Consider the following 16,525-nt stretch of genomic DNA (forward strand, 5'->3'; position numbering starts at 1 on the left):
ACCTTATTATTAGAGTTAGCTGTCCACAGGGTTATCGGCGGGAGGGGATAAACATTCAATCTTTGTGAATTTGCTCAGTGCCCTTTTCGGTCTGTCATGCTTCCATCACCCCTTTGTCATTAAACGTTCATCGCACAGGTGGTTAATAGGGCGCACAGCGGATAACGCGCAACCTGATAATGGACAACACATGGCACAGGCATTGTTAAAAATTGCCCCCCAGCAGCAGGCGATCCCCCACGCGGAGCATCGTGCAAAAGTGCTGTCAGTGAATGGACTCGGAAAATCATACGGCACACAGACGCGTGTCTTGCAGGACATTAACTTTGACCTGCACGCTGGTGAACTGGTGGCGGTCATTGGCCGCAGCGGCGCAGGAAAATCAACGCTGCTGCATGTGCTGAATGGCACCCTCCCGGCCAGCGAAGGCGCCATCCTTCACTTCAATGATCATGGCAAACAACAGAACATTGTTGAGCTGAATACCCGGCAGATGCGCCAGTGGCGCAGCGAGTGCGGCATGATCTTCCAGGATTTCTGCCTGGTGCCGCGGCTGGATGTGCTGACCAATGTCCTGCTGGGCCGTCTGAGCCAGACCTCGACGCTGAAATCCTTCTTTAAAATCTTCCCCGATGCCGATCGTGCCCGCGCTATCGGCCTGCTGGAGTGGCTGAACATGCTGCCTCAGGCCTTGCAGCGGGCAGAAAATCTCTCCGGTGGACAGATGCAGCGTGTGGCGATCTGCCGTGCGCTGATGCAGAACCCGAAGATTTTGCTGGCCGATGAGCCGGTTGCCTCGCTCGACCCAAAAAACACCCGGCGCATTATGGATGTGCTGCGTCAGGTGAGTGAAAACGGCATCAGCGTGATGGTGAACCTGCACTCGGTGGAGCTGGTGAAAGAATATTGTACGCGTGCCATTGGCGTTGCTAAGGGCCGCATTGTGTTTGACGGCCATCCGTCAGAACTGACCGATGATCTTTTGCATGTGTTGTATGGCGACGAAAACTCTGAACTTAACGATGCCCATCACGGCTGACGGTCACACCGCAGGCATGACGGGTAATAACACTTTTATGGGACACGGAACTCAGCAATGAAAAAAATGATTCTCGCAGCAGTAATCGGTAGTGTGATGGCAGCTAACGTCTCTGCCGCTGACGCACCGAAAGAACTGAATTTAGGTATCCTCGGCGGCCAGAATGCCACGCAGCAGATTGGTGATAACCAGTGCGTGAAAGATTTCTTCGATAAAGAGCTGAACGTTGATACCAAACTGCGTAATTCGTCTGACTATTCTGGTGTGATCCAGGGCCTGATCGGCGGCAAAGTGGATATGGTGCTGAGCATGTCACCGTCATCGTATGCCTCGGTCTACATCAATGACCCGAAAGCTGTCGATGTGGTTGGCATTGTGGTGGATGACGCCGATAAATCACGCGGCTATCACTCTGTTGTCGTGGTGAAAGCGGACAGTCCGTACAAAACACTGGCCGACCTGAAAGGCAAATCATTTGGTATGGCCGACCCGGATTCCACTTCCGGCTTCCTGATCCCGAACGAAAGCTTCAAGAAAGAGTTTGGCGGTTCGGTGGATGACAAATACAAAGGCCACTTCTCCAGCGTGACCTTCTCCGGCGGCCACGAGCAGGATGTACTGGGCGTGCTGAACGGTCAGTTCGAAGGCGCAGTGACCTGGGCCTCGATGATCGGCGATTACAACACCGGTTACACCAGCGGTGCATTCACCCGAATGATCCGTGCCGGTAACCCGGACCTGATGAAGAAAATTCGTATCATCTGGCAGTCACCGCTGATCCCGAACGGTCCGGTGCTGGTGAGCAACAAGCTGCCTGCTGATTTCAAAGCGAAGCTGGTCACGGCCATCAAAAAGCTGGATACCGAACATCACAGCTGCTTCGTCAAAGCCGTGGGTGGCGCCCAGCATATCGGCCCGGCTACCGTGGCTGATTATCAGGCGATCATCGATATGAAACGTGCGCTGACCAAAGCCCGTTAATCACCCGTTCTCTTCTCCGCTGATAAGGGTCGACTGCCGTCGACCCTTCACTCAGGTATCCGCATGACACATCCCGATTTTGAACGCTATTACCAGCAGATCCGCGGTAAGCAGAAGCGCGACACGCTGCTGTGGTCCCTGACGCTGCTGGTGCTGTACCTCGCCTCCGGCCAGGTGGCAGAATTTAATCTGCACACCATATGGGTGTCGTTGCCGCACTTTTTCGATTACCTCGCGGAAACCGTGCCCACGCTGAGCGCCTCACGCTTGTTTGCCGACAGCCATACGGAAGGCTCACTGGCTTACTGGGGCTATCGTCTGCCTATTCAGCTGCCGCTGATTTGGGAAACCCTGCAACTGGCGCTGGCCGCGACCCTGGCATCGGTGATGGTGGCGGGCGTATTGGCCTTTTTCGCTGCCAGCAACACCCAAACACCGCGCAGCGTGAGTTTCGCCATTCGTACCTGTGTGGCTTTCCTGCGTACCATGCCGGAACTGGCGTGGGCAGTGATGTTTGTTATGGCGTTTGGTATTGGCGTGATCCCGGGCTTTCTGGCACTGGCGCTGCACACCATTGGCAGCCTGACCAAACTGTTCTATGAAGCGATTGAAAGTGCGTCAGATAAACCGGTGCGCGGCCTGGCATCCTGCGGGGCATCGTCGTTGCAGCGTATGCGTTTCGCGCTCTGGCCGCAGGTCAAACCGGTGTTTCTCTCGTATGGTTTTATGCGTTTTGAGGTCAATTTCCGTCAGTCCACGATCCTCGGACTGGTGGGGGCGGGGGGCATCGGCCAGGAGCTGATGACCAACATCAAACTGGACCGTTATGACCAGGTCAGTATGACGCTGATACTGATTATCGTGGTGGTCTCACTGCTGGATATGGTGTCCGGACGGGTGCGTCAGCGTGTTGTGGAAGGAAACCGCTCATGATGGGATTAATCGGCAGTGACAAGCTGGAAGGCATGAAGCAGCAGCATCAGGCGCTGTTTGCCATTCAGCGCAGCTACCTGAGGCGCATCGGGCTGATTGCGGCAGCCATCCTGCTTTACTACGTGTTTTTCTTCACCCAGTTTGGCATCAGCTGGCAGCAGCTCACCATCGGCCTGGGCCAGCTGGCGCACTATTTTATGCGTATGTTTGTCTGGCATGATGTTGCGAACTGGCCATTTGCCTACTATTTCAGCCAGATTTTTATCACGCTGGCGATTGTCTTCGCCGGTACGATCACCGCCACGCTGCTGGCTTTACCGCTGTCATTTCTTGCAGCACGCAATGTGATGGCCACGCCTGTGCTGCGTCCGGTGGCGCTGGTGGTTCGTCGCCTGCTGGATATCCTGCGCGGAATTGATATGGCAATCTGGGGGCTGATTTTCGTGCGTGCTGTCGGCATGGGGCCGCTGGCCGGGGTGCTGGCGATTATCATGCAGGACGTCGGGCTGCTGGGGAAACTCTATGCCGAAGGGCATGAAGCCGTGGAACGTTCACCAGGACGCGGGTTAAATGCGGTGGGGGCCAACAGCCTGCAAAAACACCGTTACGGTATTTTCACCCAGTCATTCCCGGCGTTTCTGGCGCTGAGTCTGTATCAGATTGAGTCGAATACCCGTTCGGCGGCCGTGCTGGGCTTTGTCGGCGCTGGCGGTATCGGCCTGGTGTATGCCGAAAATATGCGCCTGTGGAACTGGGATGTGGTGATGTTTATTACCCTGATCATGGTCGTGATCGTAATGATCATGGACCATCTCTCGGCGAAACTACGCAAACGCTATATCAGCGGGCAACCCGTGCCGCTGTTTACGCCAGAAAAATAGCAGCAGGGGGCTCTCGATTTGTCGGGGCGGGGCATGCCCCGCCCGGGTCAGACATGTCTGACCCCTACGATACAACTAATCTGGGCACGGGGCGGTACGTCGTGTGATTATGCGTAGGGGCGGGGCATGCCCCGCCCGGTTCAACATGTCTCAACCCGACGATACAGCGTTCCACCACAGCTTATTCAGCGTGTAATAGCGGGCATCAGGATCGGGTTGCTTCTCCCATGCATATGCGGCTGCACTTCGGCATGCCAGCGTGGCATTCTGTGCTCAGTTCCACACCAGGGGATGCTGGGGGGAAAGATGTGGCTGTCGGCGAGGATAGCCGGTCGTTTCGCGAGTCATTGACAGTTCCTGTTCAGGACAATAACGGGTGAATGGAGGGCGATGGCAGGCAGTTCAGCCAGACGCTAAGCGTAGACGAAAAACCCCGCTATGAGGGCATAGCGCTGAGGGATCCCTACAAAACAAGACCTGCATTATTGGCAGCCACCTTCTTTAATCCTGATTCAAATCAATCCGCAGAGACTGTCACATGGTGGGGGTTGTAATACCCACAGCGAGCAGACGTTCTGCGGGGATGGGGCCAGTTTGAGGTAAGCCGGACGTCACGCGGCAGGGACGCCGCGTGCCGAGGCCCGCATGGATGCGTCTTTTGCAGATCCGGCGTGCTCAAACTGGCCTCAGACCTGAAGCCGAATGATCAGCCATTCATTTTTGTGGGAATACCTCAGGGCATAGCGGGGTAATTGTGAGTTGTACCGATTTAAAAGGGTTGTAGAGATTAGCGCTCAGGGCGCAGATAACGCAGCGTGGCATCCACCACTAACCGGCGGTTACGCGCCAGGCTCTGCTGTTCGGTTTCATTGCCGCCAAACAGCGTATGGAAGGTGTAATGGTTGCCGACGTTGTGGAAGCTGATGCTGCTGATCAGGCGGTGAACGTCCACGGTGGTGACATGCGGATCAAACTCACCGCTCTGTTTTCCGCGTATCAGTACCGCATCCAGTACATCCAGCGCGCTTTGGTTCAGCGTTTTGATCGTCTCTGACTGGCGAATATAGCGGCCACGCATGAGGTTCTCACTGCAGATCAGGCGCATAAAATCGGGATGCGAAATGTGATAATCGAAGCTGGCTTCCGCCAGGCGGGCAATGGCCAGGCCTGGTGACATCTCGGCCAGATTCAGGCCGGTCTCATGCTGGCGGATCTCGCGATACACCAGGTGCAGAACCTCGATATACAGCTGCTCTTTATTGGTGAAGTGATACACCACCATTCGCTTGGTGGTCTGCGCATCCTCGGCAATCTGCTCCATACGTGCACCCTGTAAGCCGAATTCAGCAAAGGTGGTGAGGGCGCTGGCGAGGATGCGTTTCTTTAACCCTTCCGGATCGTTTTTACGTTTGACGGGGGCTGGCATAGTGAATCTATATCCATCATTTTCAGTGGAAACCGCCGCCAGAGTAGCGCCTGAGGCGCTGATTTACAAATAGTGCCTCGCAAAATCGCCGTCAGCAAATAGCCAGATAAACCGGTCTGCGATAAAATAATTGTTCACATATTGTGACCATGAAGGGATGTCTGTATACTTTGCAACCATGATAACGAAGAGGGATCTATGCGTGTTATCTCAAGACGACCGTTTATCGAGGCTGCCCGCTGCTATCCGAACGCAGCACTCTCGCTTGATGATATCTGGAGGGTACTGAACTCAAGGGATTACATTACACCTGAGCAGTTGAAAGCCCAGTTTGCCTCACTGGACAGATTCAAGTATCGGCGTAAATGGTGGGTCATCAATGCCGCGGGGAACCACCTGCGCATCATTACCTATATCAAGTTTGAGACACAAAATGTATTTATTAAGCATATTGTTACGCACGATGAATACGACAGGTTAACGGACTACTATCGGAGGCACCCGGAATGAGGGTTGCAGAAAAAAAATTTCATACCGCACTCAGTGCCAGTGCTGCACTGATTCATGCGATTCCTTTCCTTGGTCGTCAAGCAACCACACATGACTATGAAGATGCACTGGTGCTGGTGGAGTACCTGATCGATCACGATGATGAAAATCCACTGATCGATATTCTGGCGAAGAAAATTTCCGCCTGGGAAAATGTTGCACCGGCATTCGCGGATTTTAATGCGCGTATTGATGCAACACCGCGCGAGCTGGCAGTACTGCGGGTTTTAATGGATCAGCATGGCCTGAACCAGAGCAGCTTCCAACAGGAGATTGGCAGCCGCTCGCTGGTGAGTATGATCATGAGTGGCCAGCGGGCCTTAACGCTGGAACATATGAGAGCGCTGGCGAAACGGTTCAGCATTCCGCTTGCCACTTTTATCGAATAATAGCGGGCTGACTACACTGTTGAAAACCACGGATGCATGCGCTCGGTGACGCTGGTGTGATGCTCTTTAATGCGGGTTTTCAGCTGTGCCTCCGTGGGAAGCGGGCGGCCGCGTAATACCGCTTCAGCGGTGGCGCCGAAGGTGATAATCCCCCGGGTGGCGATGTCGGCGGCGGCAACATATCCCGCCAGTGCATCCTGCTCGCCGCTGCTTTCTTCCGCCTTCTGGCGGCAACTCACCAGTAATCCTTCCAGCGCCCGGTACAGTTCACGCGCTTCACCCAGCACCGGGATCTTACCGCTGGAATCATTCAATACCTGCTCAAGCCGGGTAAACACCGCGGCATTATCGCCCGCGCTGAACAGGGTCTCCAGCGTTTGCTGCCAGTGGTGCCAGGTGCGGACAAACAGCGCATTCTGCACCAGCGGCAGGCTGGCATGCTGCCAGCGAAAGTGCTCACTCAGATGGCTGACACGCTGCTGCAGCTCACAAAACTGGGCTTCATTCACCAGCGCGGCAGGAACCACTGGGTTAAGCGCAGCAATAAAAGCGGCCACTTCATCTTCGGTTTCCGGGGTGATCAGCGGCAAAATTTTTCGCTGTTGCAGGAGCTTAAGCTGGCTGAGGTCATAAAACGCTGCACTGACCCGTTCTCCGGCCAGTAATGCACGATTAATGGTATGAATTACCTCTGCTGACTGCACCCGGGAACGTTGTTCCAGCAGGGCGCTGTGCAGTTGGCCGTAGGCAGGGGATGGGCTGAGTTCAGTATTCATCGGGCGCCTCACGGTGATGAGAATCCGGCCCGTAGCCGGGCAGTGCCACAGAGTATGGCAGAATCTCAGCCACCCATCAGGCCGGGCGGGCTTTCTCGCGCCGCCACTGCGTAGGGGAGCAGTGAAAATGTTGCTGAAATACCTTGGCAAACTGCATCTGACTGGTGTAACCCAGTGAATAGGCTATTACTTTTATTGGCAGGCTGGGGTCAGAGAGCAGCGAAGTGGCCACCTCCATCCGCAGCAACAACAGATACTGTTTCGGACCATAGCCGAACTGCTGCTGAAACAGGCGGCTGAGATAGCTGCGGTCAATATTGCAGTGGTCTGCCACCTCGCCAATCGCGAGATTACGGTGGTAGTGGCGTTCAATAAACTGAATGGCACTGTCCAGGTGTTTATTTCCGCAACGGGTTTCCTCACCGTCCTCGTGGTGCGCGTTGGCGATTAATGCATCAAGAAACAGGCAGGTTAACCCGGCGATACGCAGCGAATGTACCGGGTCCTGCGCCACCAGTTGTTGCAAAAAGGGGTAGGCAGGGCAGGGAGAAAGCGTCTCTTTTGGCCGATATAATGGCATGTCACGGCGTAACCCGCATTTTTCCAGGCTTCTCAACGCAATCAATCCATCCAGTTCCACCCACATATATTCCCATGGCCGCTGTTTATCGGCGGTGTAGGTGGTGATCTCATGCGGATGGATAAGAAACGCCTCCCCCTGACGCACGGGCCAGCGCCGATCGCCGCTAAACAGCGTCCCGCCGCCGCGTATCACATAATGTATAAGATAGTGCTGGCGCACTGCGGGGCCATAGCTGTGCTGGCTGGCGCAGACTTCATGCCCGTACTGATAAATGTTTAGACCGAACTGGGCAATGTCATCGGGGTGAATATCTTTCTGCATGGCATCTTCCTTTTATTTTTCAGCTTATTACAGCAGTGAATCGTCAGCTGGTTGCGTGAAATAAACCCGGATTGTGACATTGCACCGTTATTTTGCTCGTCGGGGACGGTAATTAGCGAGCCAGATCACAGTTCGATTTGGCGGTCGTTTTTCACCATATCAATGTCAAAAAATGACATAGGCAGCCGTGCGCCTGCTGCCTAAAGTGAGTGCAACTTCACCTCATGGATTCAAAAGGGCACAACAATGAAAATTACGTTTCTCGGGGCAGGCAGTACGGTATTTGCGAAGAATGTACTGGGGGATATTCTGGCAACGCCCGCGTTGCAGCAGGTGGATATCGCCCTGTATGACATTGACGCTGAACGGCTTAATGACTCCTGGCTGATGCTGAATAATCTCAATGCCAATCTGTGCCAGGGCAAAGCTCGCATTGAGAAATACGCCGGCGTGGAGCAGCGCCGCCATGCGTTGCAGGGGGCCAGCTATGTGATTAACGCCATCCAGGTCGGCGGCTACGATCCCTGCACCATTACTGATTTTGAGATCGCAAAAAAGTACGGACTGCGCCAGACCATTGCCGATACTCTCGGTATTGGCGGGATTTTCCGTGCATTACGCACCATTCCGGTGATGCTGGATTTCGCCCGTGATATGGAAGCGGTGTGCCCGGATGCCTGGCTGCTGAACTACACCAACCCGATGGCGTCGCTGACCGGTGCCATGCTGCAACACACGGGGATTAAAACCGTTGGCCTGTGCCACAGCGTGCAGGTTTGTGCTGAGACACTGCTGAAGTCCGTTGATATGTCGATGGACGGTGTGAAATGGCAGATTGCCGGTATCAACCATATGGCGTGGTTGCTCAATATTACCCGTGATGGCGAAGACATTTACCCGGAGATCAAACGCCGCGCGTTGGCCCTGACGGATAAACATGACGATATGGTGCGTCACGAAATCATGCGCGTCTTTGGCTATTACGTCACCGAGTCCTCCGAACATAATGCGGAATATATGCCGTACTGGATCAAGCGCCACTATCCTGAGCTGATTGAGCGTTTTAATATTCCGCTGGATGAATATCCGCGTCGCTGTATTGAGCAGATCGACCGCTGGCATCAGCAGCGCGATAAGCTGACGCAAAACGAGAACCTCAGCCATACGCGCAGCCACGAGTACGCGTCGTGGATGATTGAAGCGATGGAAACCGATGTGCCGTATAAGATTGGCGGCAACGTTCTGAATCACGGGCTGATCACCAACCTGCCGTCCCAGGCCTGCGTAGAGGTGCCGTGTCTGGTGGATGGTCAGGGTGTGACACCATGTTATGTCGGCGACCTGCCGCCACAGCTGGCGGCACTTAACCGCACCAATATTAATACCCAGCTGCTGACCATTGAGGCCGCGATCAGCCATAAAAAAGAGCATATCTACCATGCTGCGCTGCTTGACCCGCACACTTCTGCGGAACTGTCGATTGATGACACGGTGAAGCTGTGCGACGAACTGATCGCCGCTCACGGTGACTGGTTACCCACTTACCGTTAATCCCTGAAACGGGTACAGCGCTTTGGCTCGTGGCGGCCACTACGGTCGCCATTTACGATGACACTGGCAGGGATTAATCACGATGACAGTTTCGGTAAAAACAAAAATCAGCTACGGGCTGGGGGCATTCGGTAAGGATTTTGCCATCGGCATTATCTATATGTATCTGATGTACTACTACACCGATGTGGTTGGGGTATCGGTCAGTATGGTCGCCTCACTGTTCCTGGTGGCACGCATTCTTGATGCCTTCTTTGACCCGGTGATGGGCTGGATTGTTGAGCGCACCCGCACCCGCTGGGGCAAGTTTAAACCCTGGATATTGATTGGTACGCTGAGCAATTCGGTGGTGCTGGTCTCCGTTTTCTGTGCGCATAACTTCGAGGGCGGTGCGCTGATTGCGTGGATTTGGGCGACCTACCTGCTGTGGGGTTTTACCTATACCCTGATGGACGTGCCGTTCTGGTCGCTGGTGCCCTGCATTACCCTCGACAAACGGGAACGTGAAGCGCTGATCCCGTGGCCGCGTTTCTTCGCCAGTCTGGCGGGTTACACCACCGGGGTGATCGGTCTGCCGCTGGTGAACTACCTGGGTGACGGCAACAAAGGGCAGGGGTTTATGCTGTTCTCGCTGATCCTGGTGGTGTTCTTTATCCTCTCTGCGATCATCACGCTGCGTAATATCGAAGAGAAATACTCTTCCTCTGCCGTGCCGAATGCGCCAGAGCAGACCACCATTAAAGCCGTACTCAGCATGATTTTCCGCAACCGCCCCTTGTTTGCGTTGCTGCTGATGGCGCTGGCCTGGAATCTGGCACATAACGTGATCACTGCGTTTGCCATCTACTACTTCACCTATGTGGTGGGCCGGGCAGAGCTGTTCCCGTGGTACATGATGTATGCCGGGATCGCCAATCTGATCGCCATCCTCTGCTTCCCGAAACTGGTGGCGCGCTTCTCACGGCGGGCGATCTGGATTAGCGCCTCGGTGCTGCCGGTGATGAGCTGTCTGCTGCTGCTGGTGGTGGGCATGTATGCGCCACAGAGCGCGACGCTGATTTCACTGTCCGGGATTCTGGTCAACATTGGCGGGGCGTTCTTCTGGGTGATGCTGGTGATTATGGTCGCGGATACCGTGGATTATGGCGACTACGCGCTGGGCGTTCGCATTGAAAGTATCGCCTTCTCGGTGCAAACCATGGTGGTGAAAGCCGGTGCCGCGTTTGCCGGGCTGCTGATTGGCGTGATGCTGGGTGTGGTGGGGTATGTTCCGGGGGCGCAGCAGTCAGCCAGCACCATCATGGGGATGCAGGGGATTATGATTGGCCTGCCGCTGGTGTTCTTTGTTCTCACGCTGTGGATCTACTTGCGTCACTACAAGCTGGATGGCGAAATCCTGCATGAAATGCAGCGGGCCTTACAGCATAAATATGGCGAAGGGCAGGGGGTGATGACGGCGCAGGTCAGGCCGCTGGAGAGTGACGCTGAGGGCAGATATGCATCTGAGACGTTGAATCCGGGTCACCTCAAACCGTAGTGGACGTGCGCGATTGTCCAGGTCAACGTCAAGGGCGTTTCGCTTTCCCGCTGCGCGGGCTGAGCGACCCAGGGTGGGCAGTCGCCCCCACCCTGGGGACCCGGGCTTGCGGCTGGCGCTGCGTCCACTGCGTGGATACCTTCGCAAGCGTCGTTCACCGACGCACCGGTCGTGACGGCACATCCCTGTGCCGGCTCTCCCTCTCACCGCCGTCCTGGCGGTTCGTCCTGGTTCACTGTGCTTCCTCAGCGCTGCTGAATGCCGCCTCAACCTCAAAACCCAGGTCAACACCCAACCCGAAAACAACTCAGGGCGCGTAGATACCGTCTTGCCCGTAATGTTGAGCAGGACGCCAATCCGGAGTTACGGGGCGATCGGAAAAGATGATCGCCCCCTACGAAAGATCGCCATGCAGTCGGGGTTTTAAAATTTACAGCGAGCGCTATCTTGCGGGGATGGGGCCCGTTTGAGGTAAGCCGGACGTCACGCGACAGGACGTCGCGTGCCGAGGCCCGCAGGGATGCGGCCGTTGCCGTTCCGGCGTGCTCAAACGGGCCTCAGCCCTGAAGCCAGACTGCCAGCGACAAAAATGGCTGGGGATCCCTCAGTGGATGACCTTTTTTCGGTCGTCCCGTGGCAGGCCTTATCTCCAGGTACACAGAATCCCCCGTTAAATACGGGGAATTGTAACCACAGATTGCCAATTGTAATGTTATAAAGTAACAGTTATCATCCGCAGCGCGGGCGTCAGCCTGCGTTGTTCCCTTTCTCTGGATAAAGGATTGATAACGGATGCACAAATTTTTACGCTCACCGCTGCTGGCCCTGATGCTGGCGGCCATTGCTGCCCCGGCCAGTGCCGCCCCTGAGCGGGTCGCCGCGCTGGTCGCCCCCTTCGAAATCAAAGGTACAGACCCGACGCTTTCCGGCGATATTTTCCTGAAAATGTCGATTGTCGAAACCCTCGTCAACGCGGATACCGCCGGGCAGCCGCTGCCTGGCCTGGCGACCAGCTGGACGGTGTCCGACGATGGTCTGCTGTGGCGCTTTACCCTGCGTCCTGGCGTGAAATTCCATGATGGCAGTGCGCTGACCGCTGAGAGTGTGGTGAATGCGCTGGAAGTCTCACGCAGTAAACCCGGCCTGCTGGATAAAGCCCCGGTCACCGCCATCCGTGCCGAAGCCGGACAGGTAGTGATTGCGCTCAGCCAGCCGTTTACGCCGCTGCTCAGTATGCTGGCGGAAAACCGTGCTCAGATCCTTGCGCCTGCTTCTTACGATGCCGCGCACAAAGTGGTGCAGATTATCGGTAGCGGCCCGTACCGGATGACCTCCTTGCAGGCCCCGCAGAAGCTGACCGTGACCCGTTTCCACGACTACTGGGGCAAAGCCCCTGCCATTGAGCAGGCCAGCTATATGGCCGTGGGTCGCGCGGAAACCCGTGCCCTGCTGGCTGAAAGTGGCAATGCCGATATGGTGCTGAATCTCGATCCTGCCAGCCGCAGCCGTCTGAAAAACAACCGCAACGTGCAGTTGCTGTCAGTCTCGATCCCGCGCAGCGTACTGCTGAAAGTCAATGCCGGGCATCCGCTGCTGAATGATGTGCGCGTGCGCCAGGCGCTGAGCATGGCGCTCGATCGTCAGGGTATTGCACGCGCCATTTTGCGATATCCGGCGGCGGCCGATCAGCTGTTTCCTCCTTCCGTGGCACAGTGGCATAACGCCAGCCTGACGCCTCTGGCGACTCAGCCGCAGCAGGCCCAGGCACTGCTGGCGGAGCTTGGATGGAAGCCGGGTGCAGACGGCGTGCTGCAACGTAACGGCAAGCCATTCTCCCTGACGCTGACCACCTATCCTGACCGCCCGGAGCTGCCACTGATTGCGGCGGCCATCCAGCAACAGCTGCGTGAAGTGGGTGTGCAGGTGGCGATCAACGCCACCAACTCCGGGGAAATTGCCGCGAAGCATCATGACGGCACGCTGGCGCTGGCGCTGGTGGCACGTAACTTTGCGCTGACGCCAGATCCACTGGGTACACTGTTGCAGGATTATCCACCTCAGGGCGGAGAGTGGGGGGCAATGAACTGGAGCAACGCCACGTTCAATCAGACCCTGGCCGACCTGGTGCAGGGCCGCGACCCGGCGAAAAGCCAGGCAGAACGTCAGCAGTTAACGCGCATTCTGCAAACCGATCTGCCCACCATTCCGGTGGCCTGGTATCAGCAGACCGCGGCCGTGTCTAAACGTCTGAGTGGTGCAACCCTTGACCCGTTTGAGCGCACCTTCGGACTGGAAAAAATGAGGTGGGCTGAATGATACGGATGCTGGGCTACCGCTTGTTGCAGGCCGGACTGGTGGCGCTGCTGGTCGGCGGCCTGACCTTTGTGCTGATGCGCTCGCTGCCGGGGGATATTGCCTACCGTATTGCGGCGGGGCGTTACGGTTATGACCGCGTTGATGCGGCGGCGGCCAGCGCGGTTCAGCAAGAGCTGGGGCTGGATCGCCCGGCCTGGCAGGCGCTGGCAGACTGGTTTGTGCAACTGCTGCACTTCAATCCCGGTAACTCGCTGGTGTCCGGTGCGCCGGTGATGGAAGAGATAGGTCATCAGCTGGGGCAGACCCTGCTGCTGGCGGCCGTGGCGCTGCTACTGTCACTGCTGCTCGGCCCGCCGCTCGGCATTCTGGCCGGGTTGTCCCCCGGAGGGAAGTTGGATCGCGCGCTGCTGGCGATCTCCACCACGCTGCGTGCGCTGCCGCACTTTGTGCTCGGGCTGATTCTGGTGGTGATCTTTGCGCTCAACCTGGGCCTGCTACCTGCGGCCGGCTATGGCGATGTGCAGCATGTGCTGCTGCCTGCCCTGACGCTGGCCCTCGGGTTGGCTGCGGTGTCCAGCCGGGTGGCGCGCAACGCCATGCGCCAGGTGACTGACTCGGCCTGGTATCAGTTTGGCCGCACCAAAGGGCTGAAAGAGGGCACGCTGTTCTGGCGGCACGGTCTGCGCAACGTCAGCGTGCCGCTGGTGACGTACCTCAGCGTTCAGTTTATCTACCTGATTGAAGGCGTGATCGTGGTGGAGACGCTGTTCGCCTGGCCGGGCATTGGTCATGCACTGGTGCATGCGATTTTTGCCCGCGATGTGCCGATGATTCAGGGTACGGCACTGGTTATGGGGCTGATGTTTGTGCTGCTCAACGCACTCAGTGACGGGCTGTGTTACTGGCTCGATCCGCGAAGGAAAAATGCATGATGATGACGATAGTGCGCCGCAGTTCGCTGGCGCAACGGACCGGGGCAGCACTGTTACTGCTGTTGGTGGTGTTTGCTTTTGTGCTGCCGCTGCTGTGGCCGCAGGACCCGGTGCGGCAGAAGTTGATGCTGGCACTGCAATGGCCTGACCTCAGTGCCCCCTTCGGTTATGACCATCTGGGGCGCTCCCTGTTTGCCCGTCTGACAGCGGCGATCCGTCTGTCGCTGGGGCTGGCCTTTGTCAGCGTGCTGAGTGCGATGATCCCCGGCATTCTACTGGGCGTGCTGGCAGCCTGGCGCGGGGGTGTGGTGGATCGTGGCGTCTCACTGCTGGCCGATGCGTTTCTGGCGTTGCCCGGCCTGCTGCTGGTGCTGCTGCTCACCGCGTTGGTGCCTGACTCGGCCGTGATGCTGTATGTCGGGATTTCTCTGCTGCTGTGGGTGGAGTATTTCCGTATCAGTCGTGCCATTGCACGCCCGCTGCTGAGCTCACCCGCCGTACAGGCATCGCGTCTGCTGGGCCTGAGTCCGTGGCTGATTTTCCGCCGTCATTTGTGGCCGGAGATGGCACCCGTGGTGCTGACCGTAGCGGCCTTTGGGGCAGCCAGCGCGATTATGGCGATTGCTGCGTTAGGCTTTGTCAGCGTTGGCGTTCGCCCACCGACCCCGGAGCTGGGGCTGATGATGACCGAGCTGCTGCCCTATTATGAAGAAGCGCCGTATGCGCTGTTGCAGCCCGTGGTGGTGGTGTTTTTACTGGTGTTAAGCCTGCTGTTGCTGGCAGGCAGGGAGAAAGCATGATCCTGATGGATATTGAACAGGCGGCCGTTAGCGGCGGCGATTTACCGGTGCAGCCGCTGTCGTTTACGCTGCATGCCGGGCAGCCATTTACGCTGTTAGGGGAAACCGGATCGGGTAAAAGCCTGCTGGCGCAGGCGGTGATCGGCACGCTGCCCGCCGGACTGAAGGCCAGCGGTACGCTGCACGTTGATGGTCAGGCGTTGCCGCTGGCTTCTCGTCCGGCGCGTGCCTTCTGGGGGCATCGGCTGGGCATTCTGCCGCAGGAGCCGTGGCTGGCGCTGGACCCGACCATGCGTGCAGGCGAGCAGGTGGCCGAGAGCTACCGCTTTCTGCGTGGCATGAAAGCGCAACCGGCCCGCGAGGCCGCCCTGCGCGATCTGGATGCGCTGGGCGTGTCCGCCGCAGCCGACCGCCTGCCGCAGGCGCTGTCCGGCGGGATGGCCCAGCGGGTGGCCTTTGCCGCGGCGCGGGCGGGCGGGGCGAACATTATTGTCGCCGATGAACCGACCAAAGGGCTGGATGTGGCGCGGCGCGATGAAGTGATCGCCTTGCTGTTGCAGGAAGTGCGCGCAGGCGGCGGGTTGCTGACCATCACCCATGATATCGAACTGGCCCGCCAGATCGGCGGTGAAGTGGCGGTGATGCTGCGCGGTGAAATCATCGAGCGTGGCAGTGCAGAGCAGGTGCTGACGCAGCCGCAGCATCCTTATACCCAGGCGTTGCTGGCTGCCGATCCGGCTCGCTGGGCCGCACGTTTACCTGCTGCACACGCGCGTGACGTGGTGCTGGAAGCCCATAACCTCAGTATCACGCGCGGAGGCCGTCAGTTGTTCAGCGACCAGTCGCTGCGCGTCCATGCCGGGGAGGTGATTGGCATTACCGGCCCCAGCGGCTGTGGCAAGAGCAGCTTCGGCGATATCCTGCTCGGGCTGCTTGCCGCTGACAGCGGGGATGTGGTGCGCGACCGCCAGTTAGCCGCGGTGAAATACCAGAAGATTTTCCAGGACCCGCCGTCGGCCTTTGCCCCGCGTGTCACGCTGCGTCAGGCATTAAGTGATGTGGTGAAACGTCATCGCCTGGACGGCGCACGCATTGCGCCTCTGATGGAACGACTGAAGCTGCGCCCGCTGCTGCTGGACCGTTATCCTGGTGAGATTTCCGGCGGTGAGCTGCAGCGTTTTGCCCTGCTGCGCGTGCTGCTGCTCGACCCGGTGTTTCTGTTTGCCGATGAACCCACCTCGCGACTGGATCTGCTGACCCAGCAACAGACCATTGAGCTGTTAGTCGAGGTCGCCGCAGAGCAGAACTGTGCGCTGCTGGTGGTCAGCCACGATGAAGCGCTGATTGATCATATCAGCCATCGGCGCATTCGTTTTGGGGAGGAGGGGATCCGTAGTGGAGGGTAACACCGCCACGGCATGGGTCACCTGTAATATTGAACGGCCCCATCGTAAACATTCATGTCAGGTCTTGATTGTGAGGGGCTGATGCTGGCTAATGTAGACTCAAAA

The 16,525-nt window shown here is 57.3% G+C and carries 15 protein-coding genes; 12 read left to right on the plus strand and 3 right to left on the minus strand.

All coding sequences use genetic code 11. From position 1 onward, the window contains the following. The first annotated feature begins 190 nt into the window (after window positions 1-190). From phnC to phnE (LJN55_RS08755), 4 genes are all read left to right on the plus strand, one after another. Entirely contained in the window at window positions 191-1,039 is an 849-nt protein-coding gene (gene phnC / locus LJN55_RS08740; protein ID WP_159337054.1) for a phosphonate ABC transporter ATP-binding protein, read from the plus strand. Window positions 1,040-1,096: 57 nt separating this feature from the next. After that, entirely contained in the window at window positions 1,097-2,020 is a 924-nt protein-coding gene (phnD, locus tag LJN55_RS08745) for a phosphonate ABC transporter substrate-binding protein (protein WP_133842968.1), read from the plus strand. Between the two features lie 63 nt (window positions 2,021-2,083). Further along, window positions 2,084-2,953 carry a phosphonate ABC transporter, permease protein PhnE gene (gene phnE / locus LJN55_RS08750; RefSeq protein ID WP_227536033.1) on the plus strand — a complete coding sequence of 290 codons (870 nt, stop codon included), beginning with the start codon at window positions 2,084-2,086 and terminating at the stop codon, window positions 2,951-2,953. Further along, a complete protein-coding gene (gene phnE, locus LJN55_RS08755; RefSeq protein ID WP_167864409.1) occupies window positions 2,950-3,834 on the plus strand; it encodes a phosphonate ABC transporter, permease protein PhnE in 885 nt (294 codons plus the stop codon). Before phnE (LJN55_RS08750) ends, phnE (LJN55_RS08755) begins: the two co-directional genes overlap by 4 nt. A 787-nt stretch (window positions 3,835-4,621) precedes the next feature. On the opposite strand, the gene LJN55_RS08760 is transcribed toward phnE (LJN55_RS08755), so the two are convergent. Further along, window positions 4,622-5,260: a TetR/AcrR family transcriptional regulator gene (locus LJN55_RS08760; protein WP_159337050.1), complete on the minus strand. Its 639-nt coding sequence runs from the start codon at window positions 5,258-5,260 to the stop codon at window positions 4,622-4,624. Window positions 5,261-5,458: 198 nt separating this feature from the next. Here LJN55_RS08760 and LJN55_RS08765 point away from each other — a divergent pair, with 198 nt between their 5' ends. Continuing rightward, window positions 5,459-5,770, plus strand: a complete 312-nt coding sequence (locus LJN55_RS08765) for a type II toxin-antitoxin system HigB family toxin (RefSeq protein WP_159337049.1) — start codon at window positions 5,459-5,461, stop codon at window positions 5,768-5,770. After that, on the plus strand, window positions 5,767-6,198 hold the full coding sequence (locus LJN55_RS08770) for a helix-turn-helix domain-containing protein (RefSeq protein ID WP_159337048.1): 432 nt from the start codon (window positions 5,767-5,769) through the stop codon (window positions 6,196-6,198). Before LJN55_RS08765 ends, LJN55_RS08770 begins: the two co-directional genes overlap by 4 nt. 11 nt (window positions 6,199-6,209) lie before the next feature. Here LJN55_RS08770 and LJN55_RS08775 read toward each other — a convergent pair whose 3' ends face one another. Beyond that, a complete protein-coding gene (locus LJN55_RS08775) occupies window positions 6,210-6,974 on the minus strand; it encodes a hypothetical protein (protein ID WP_133842980.1) in 765 nt (254 codons plus the stop codon). A gap of 76 nt (window positions 6,975-7,050) precedes the next feature. Next, complete coding sequence (locus tag LJN55_RS08780; protein ID WP_227536034.1) at window positions 7,051-7,878, minus strand: AraC family transcriptional regulator; 828 nt, start codon at window positions 7,876-7,878, stop codon at window positions 7,051-7,053. Window positions 7,879-8,124: 246 nt separating this feature from the next. Here LJN55_RS08780 and melA point away from each other — a divergent pair, with 246 nt between their 5' ends. The 6 genes from melA (at window position 8,125) to LJN55_RS08810 (ending at window position 16,420) form a co-directional block, all read left to right on the plus strand. Next, the gene (gene melA / locus LJN55_RS08785; RefSeq protein ID WP_227536035.1) at window positions 8,125-9,429 is read left to right on the plus strand and encodes an alpha-glucosidase/alpha-galactosidase; all 1,305 of its coding nucleotides are present in this window, start codon (window positions 8,125-8,127) and stop codon (window positions 9,427-9,429) included. A gap of 82 nt (window positions 9,430-9,511) precedes the next feature. Further along, window positions 9,512-10,966 carry a melibiose:sodium transporter MelB gene (melB, locus tag LJN55_RS08790; protein WP_133842986.1) on the plus strand — a complete coding sequence of 485 codons (1,455 nt, stop codon included), beginning with the start codon at window positions 9,512-9,514 and terminating at the stop codon, window positions 10,964-10,966. 792 nt (window positions 10,967-11,758) lie between these two features. Beyond that, the gene (locus LJN55_RS08795) at window positions 11,759-13,282 is read left to right on the plus strand and encodes an ABC transporter substrate-binding protein (RefSeq protein WP_227536036.1); all 1,524 of its coding nucleotides are present in this window, start codon (window positions 11,759-11,761) and stop codon (window positions 13,280-13,282) included. After that, window positions 13,279-14,214, plus strand: a complete 936-nt coding sequence (locus LJN55_RS08800) for an ABC transporter permease (protein WP_133842990.1) — start codon at window positions 13,279-13,281, stop codon at window positions 14,212-14,214. The genes LJN55_RS08795 and LJN55_RS08800 overlap by 4 nt, the downstream gene beginning before the upstream one ends. Further along, complete coding sequence (locus tag LJN55_RS08805; RefSeq protein WP_133843467.1) at window positions 14,214-15,014, plus strand: ABC transporter permease; 801 nt, start codon at window positions 14,214-14,216, stop codon at window positions 15,012-15,014. Before LJN55_RS08800 ends, LJN55_RS08805 begins: the two co-directional genes overlap by 1 nt. Continuing rightward, the gene (locus LJN55_RS08810; protein WP_227536037.1) at window positions 15,011-16,420 is read left to right on the plus strand and encodes an ABC transporter ATP-binding protein; all 1,410 of its coding nucleotides are present in this window, start codon (window positions 15,011-15,013) and stop codon (window positions 16,418-16,420) included. Before LJN55_RS08805 ends, LJN55_RS08810 begins: the two co-directional genes overlap by 4 nt. Window positions 16,421-16,525 lie beyond the last annotated feature (105 nt).

The sequence above is a fragment of the Erwinia rhapontici genome (genome assembly GCF_020683125.1).
Classification (GTDB): Bacteria; Pseudomonadota; Gammaproteobacteria; order Enterobacterales; family Enterobacteriaceae; genus Erwinia; species Erwinia rhapontici.

Bases quoted from the DNA above. Each gene is read 5' to 3' on its own strand.
- phnC (WP_159337054.1), top strand. From the start codon at position 191: ATGGCACAGGCATTGTTAAAAATTGCCCCCCAGCAGCAGGCGATCCCC.
- phnD (WP_133842968.1), top strand. From the start codon at position 1,097: ATGAAAAAAATGATTCTCGCAGCAGTAATCGGTAGTGTGATGGCAGCT.
- phnE (WP_227536033.1), top strand. From the start codon at position 2,084: ATGACACATCCCGATTTTGAACGCTATTACCAGCAGATCCGCGGTAAG.
- phnE (WP_167864409.1), top strand. From the start codon at position 2,950: ATGATGGGATTAATCGGCAGTGACAAGCTGGAAGGCATGAAGCAGCAG.
- LJN55_RS08760 (WP_159337050.1), bottom strand. From the start codon at position 5,260: ATGCCAGCCCCCGTCAAACGTAAAAACGATCCGGAAGGGTTAAAGAAA.
- LJN55_RS08765 (WP_159337049.1), top strand. From the start codon at position 5,459: ATGCGTGTTATCTCAAGACGACCGTTTATCGAGGCTGCCCGCTGCTAT.
- LJN55_RS08770 (WP_159337048.1), top strand. From the start codon at position 5,767: ATGAGGGTTGCAGAAAAAAAATTTCATACCGCACTCAGTGCCAGTGCT.
- LJN55_RS08775 (WP_133842980.1), bottom strand. From the start codon at position 6,974: ATGAATACTGAACTCAGCCCATCCCCTGCCTACGGCCAACTGCACAGC.
- LJN55_RS08780 (WP_227536034.1), bottom strand. From the start codon at position 7,878: ATGCAGAAAGATATTCACCCCGATGACATTGCCCAGTTCGGTCTAAAC.
- melA (WP_227536035.1), top strand. From the start codon at position 8,125: ATGAAAATTACGTTTCTCGGGGCAGGCAGTACGGTATTTGCGAAGAAT.
- melB (WP_133842986.1), top strand. From the start codon at position 9,512: ATGACAGTTTCGGTAAAAACAAAAATCAGCTACGGGCTGGGGGCATTC.
- LJN55_RS08795 (WP_227536036.1), top strand. From the start codon at position 11,759: ATGCACAAATTTTTACGCTCACCGCTGCTGGCCCTGATGCTGGCGGCC.
- LJN55_RS08800 (WP_133842990.1), top strand. From the start codon at position 13,279: ATGATACGGATGCTGGGCTACCGCTTGTTGCAGGCCGGACTGGTGGCG.
- LJN55_RS08805 (WP_133843467.1), top strand. From the start codon at position 14,214: ATGATGACGATAGTGCGCCGCAGTTCGCTGGCGCAACGGACCGGGGCA.
- LJN55_RS08810 (WP_227536037.1), top strand. From the start codon at position 15,011: ATGATCCTGATGGATATTGAACAGGCGGCCGTTAGCGGCGGCGATTTA.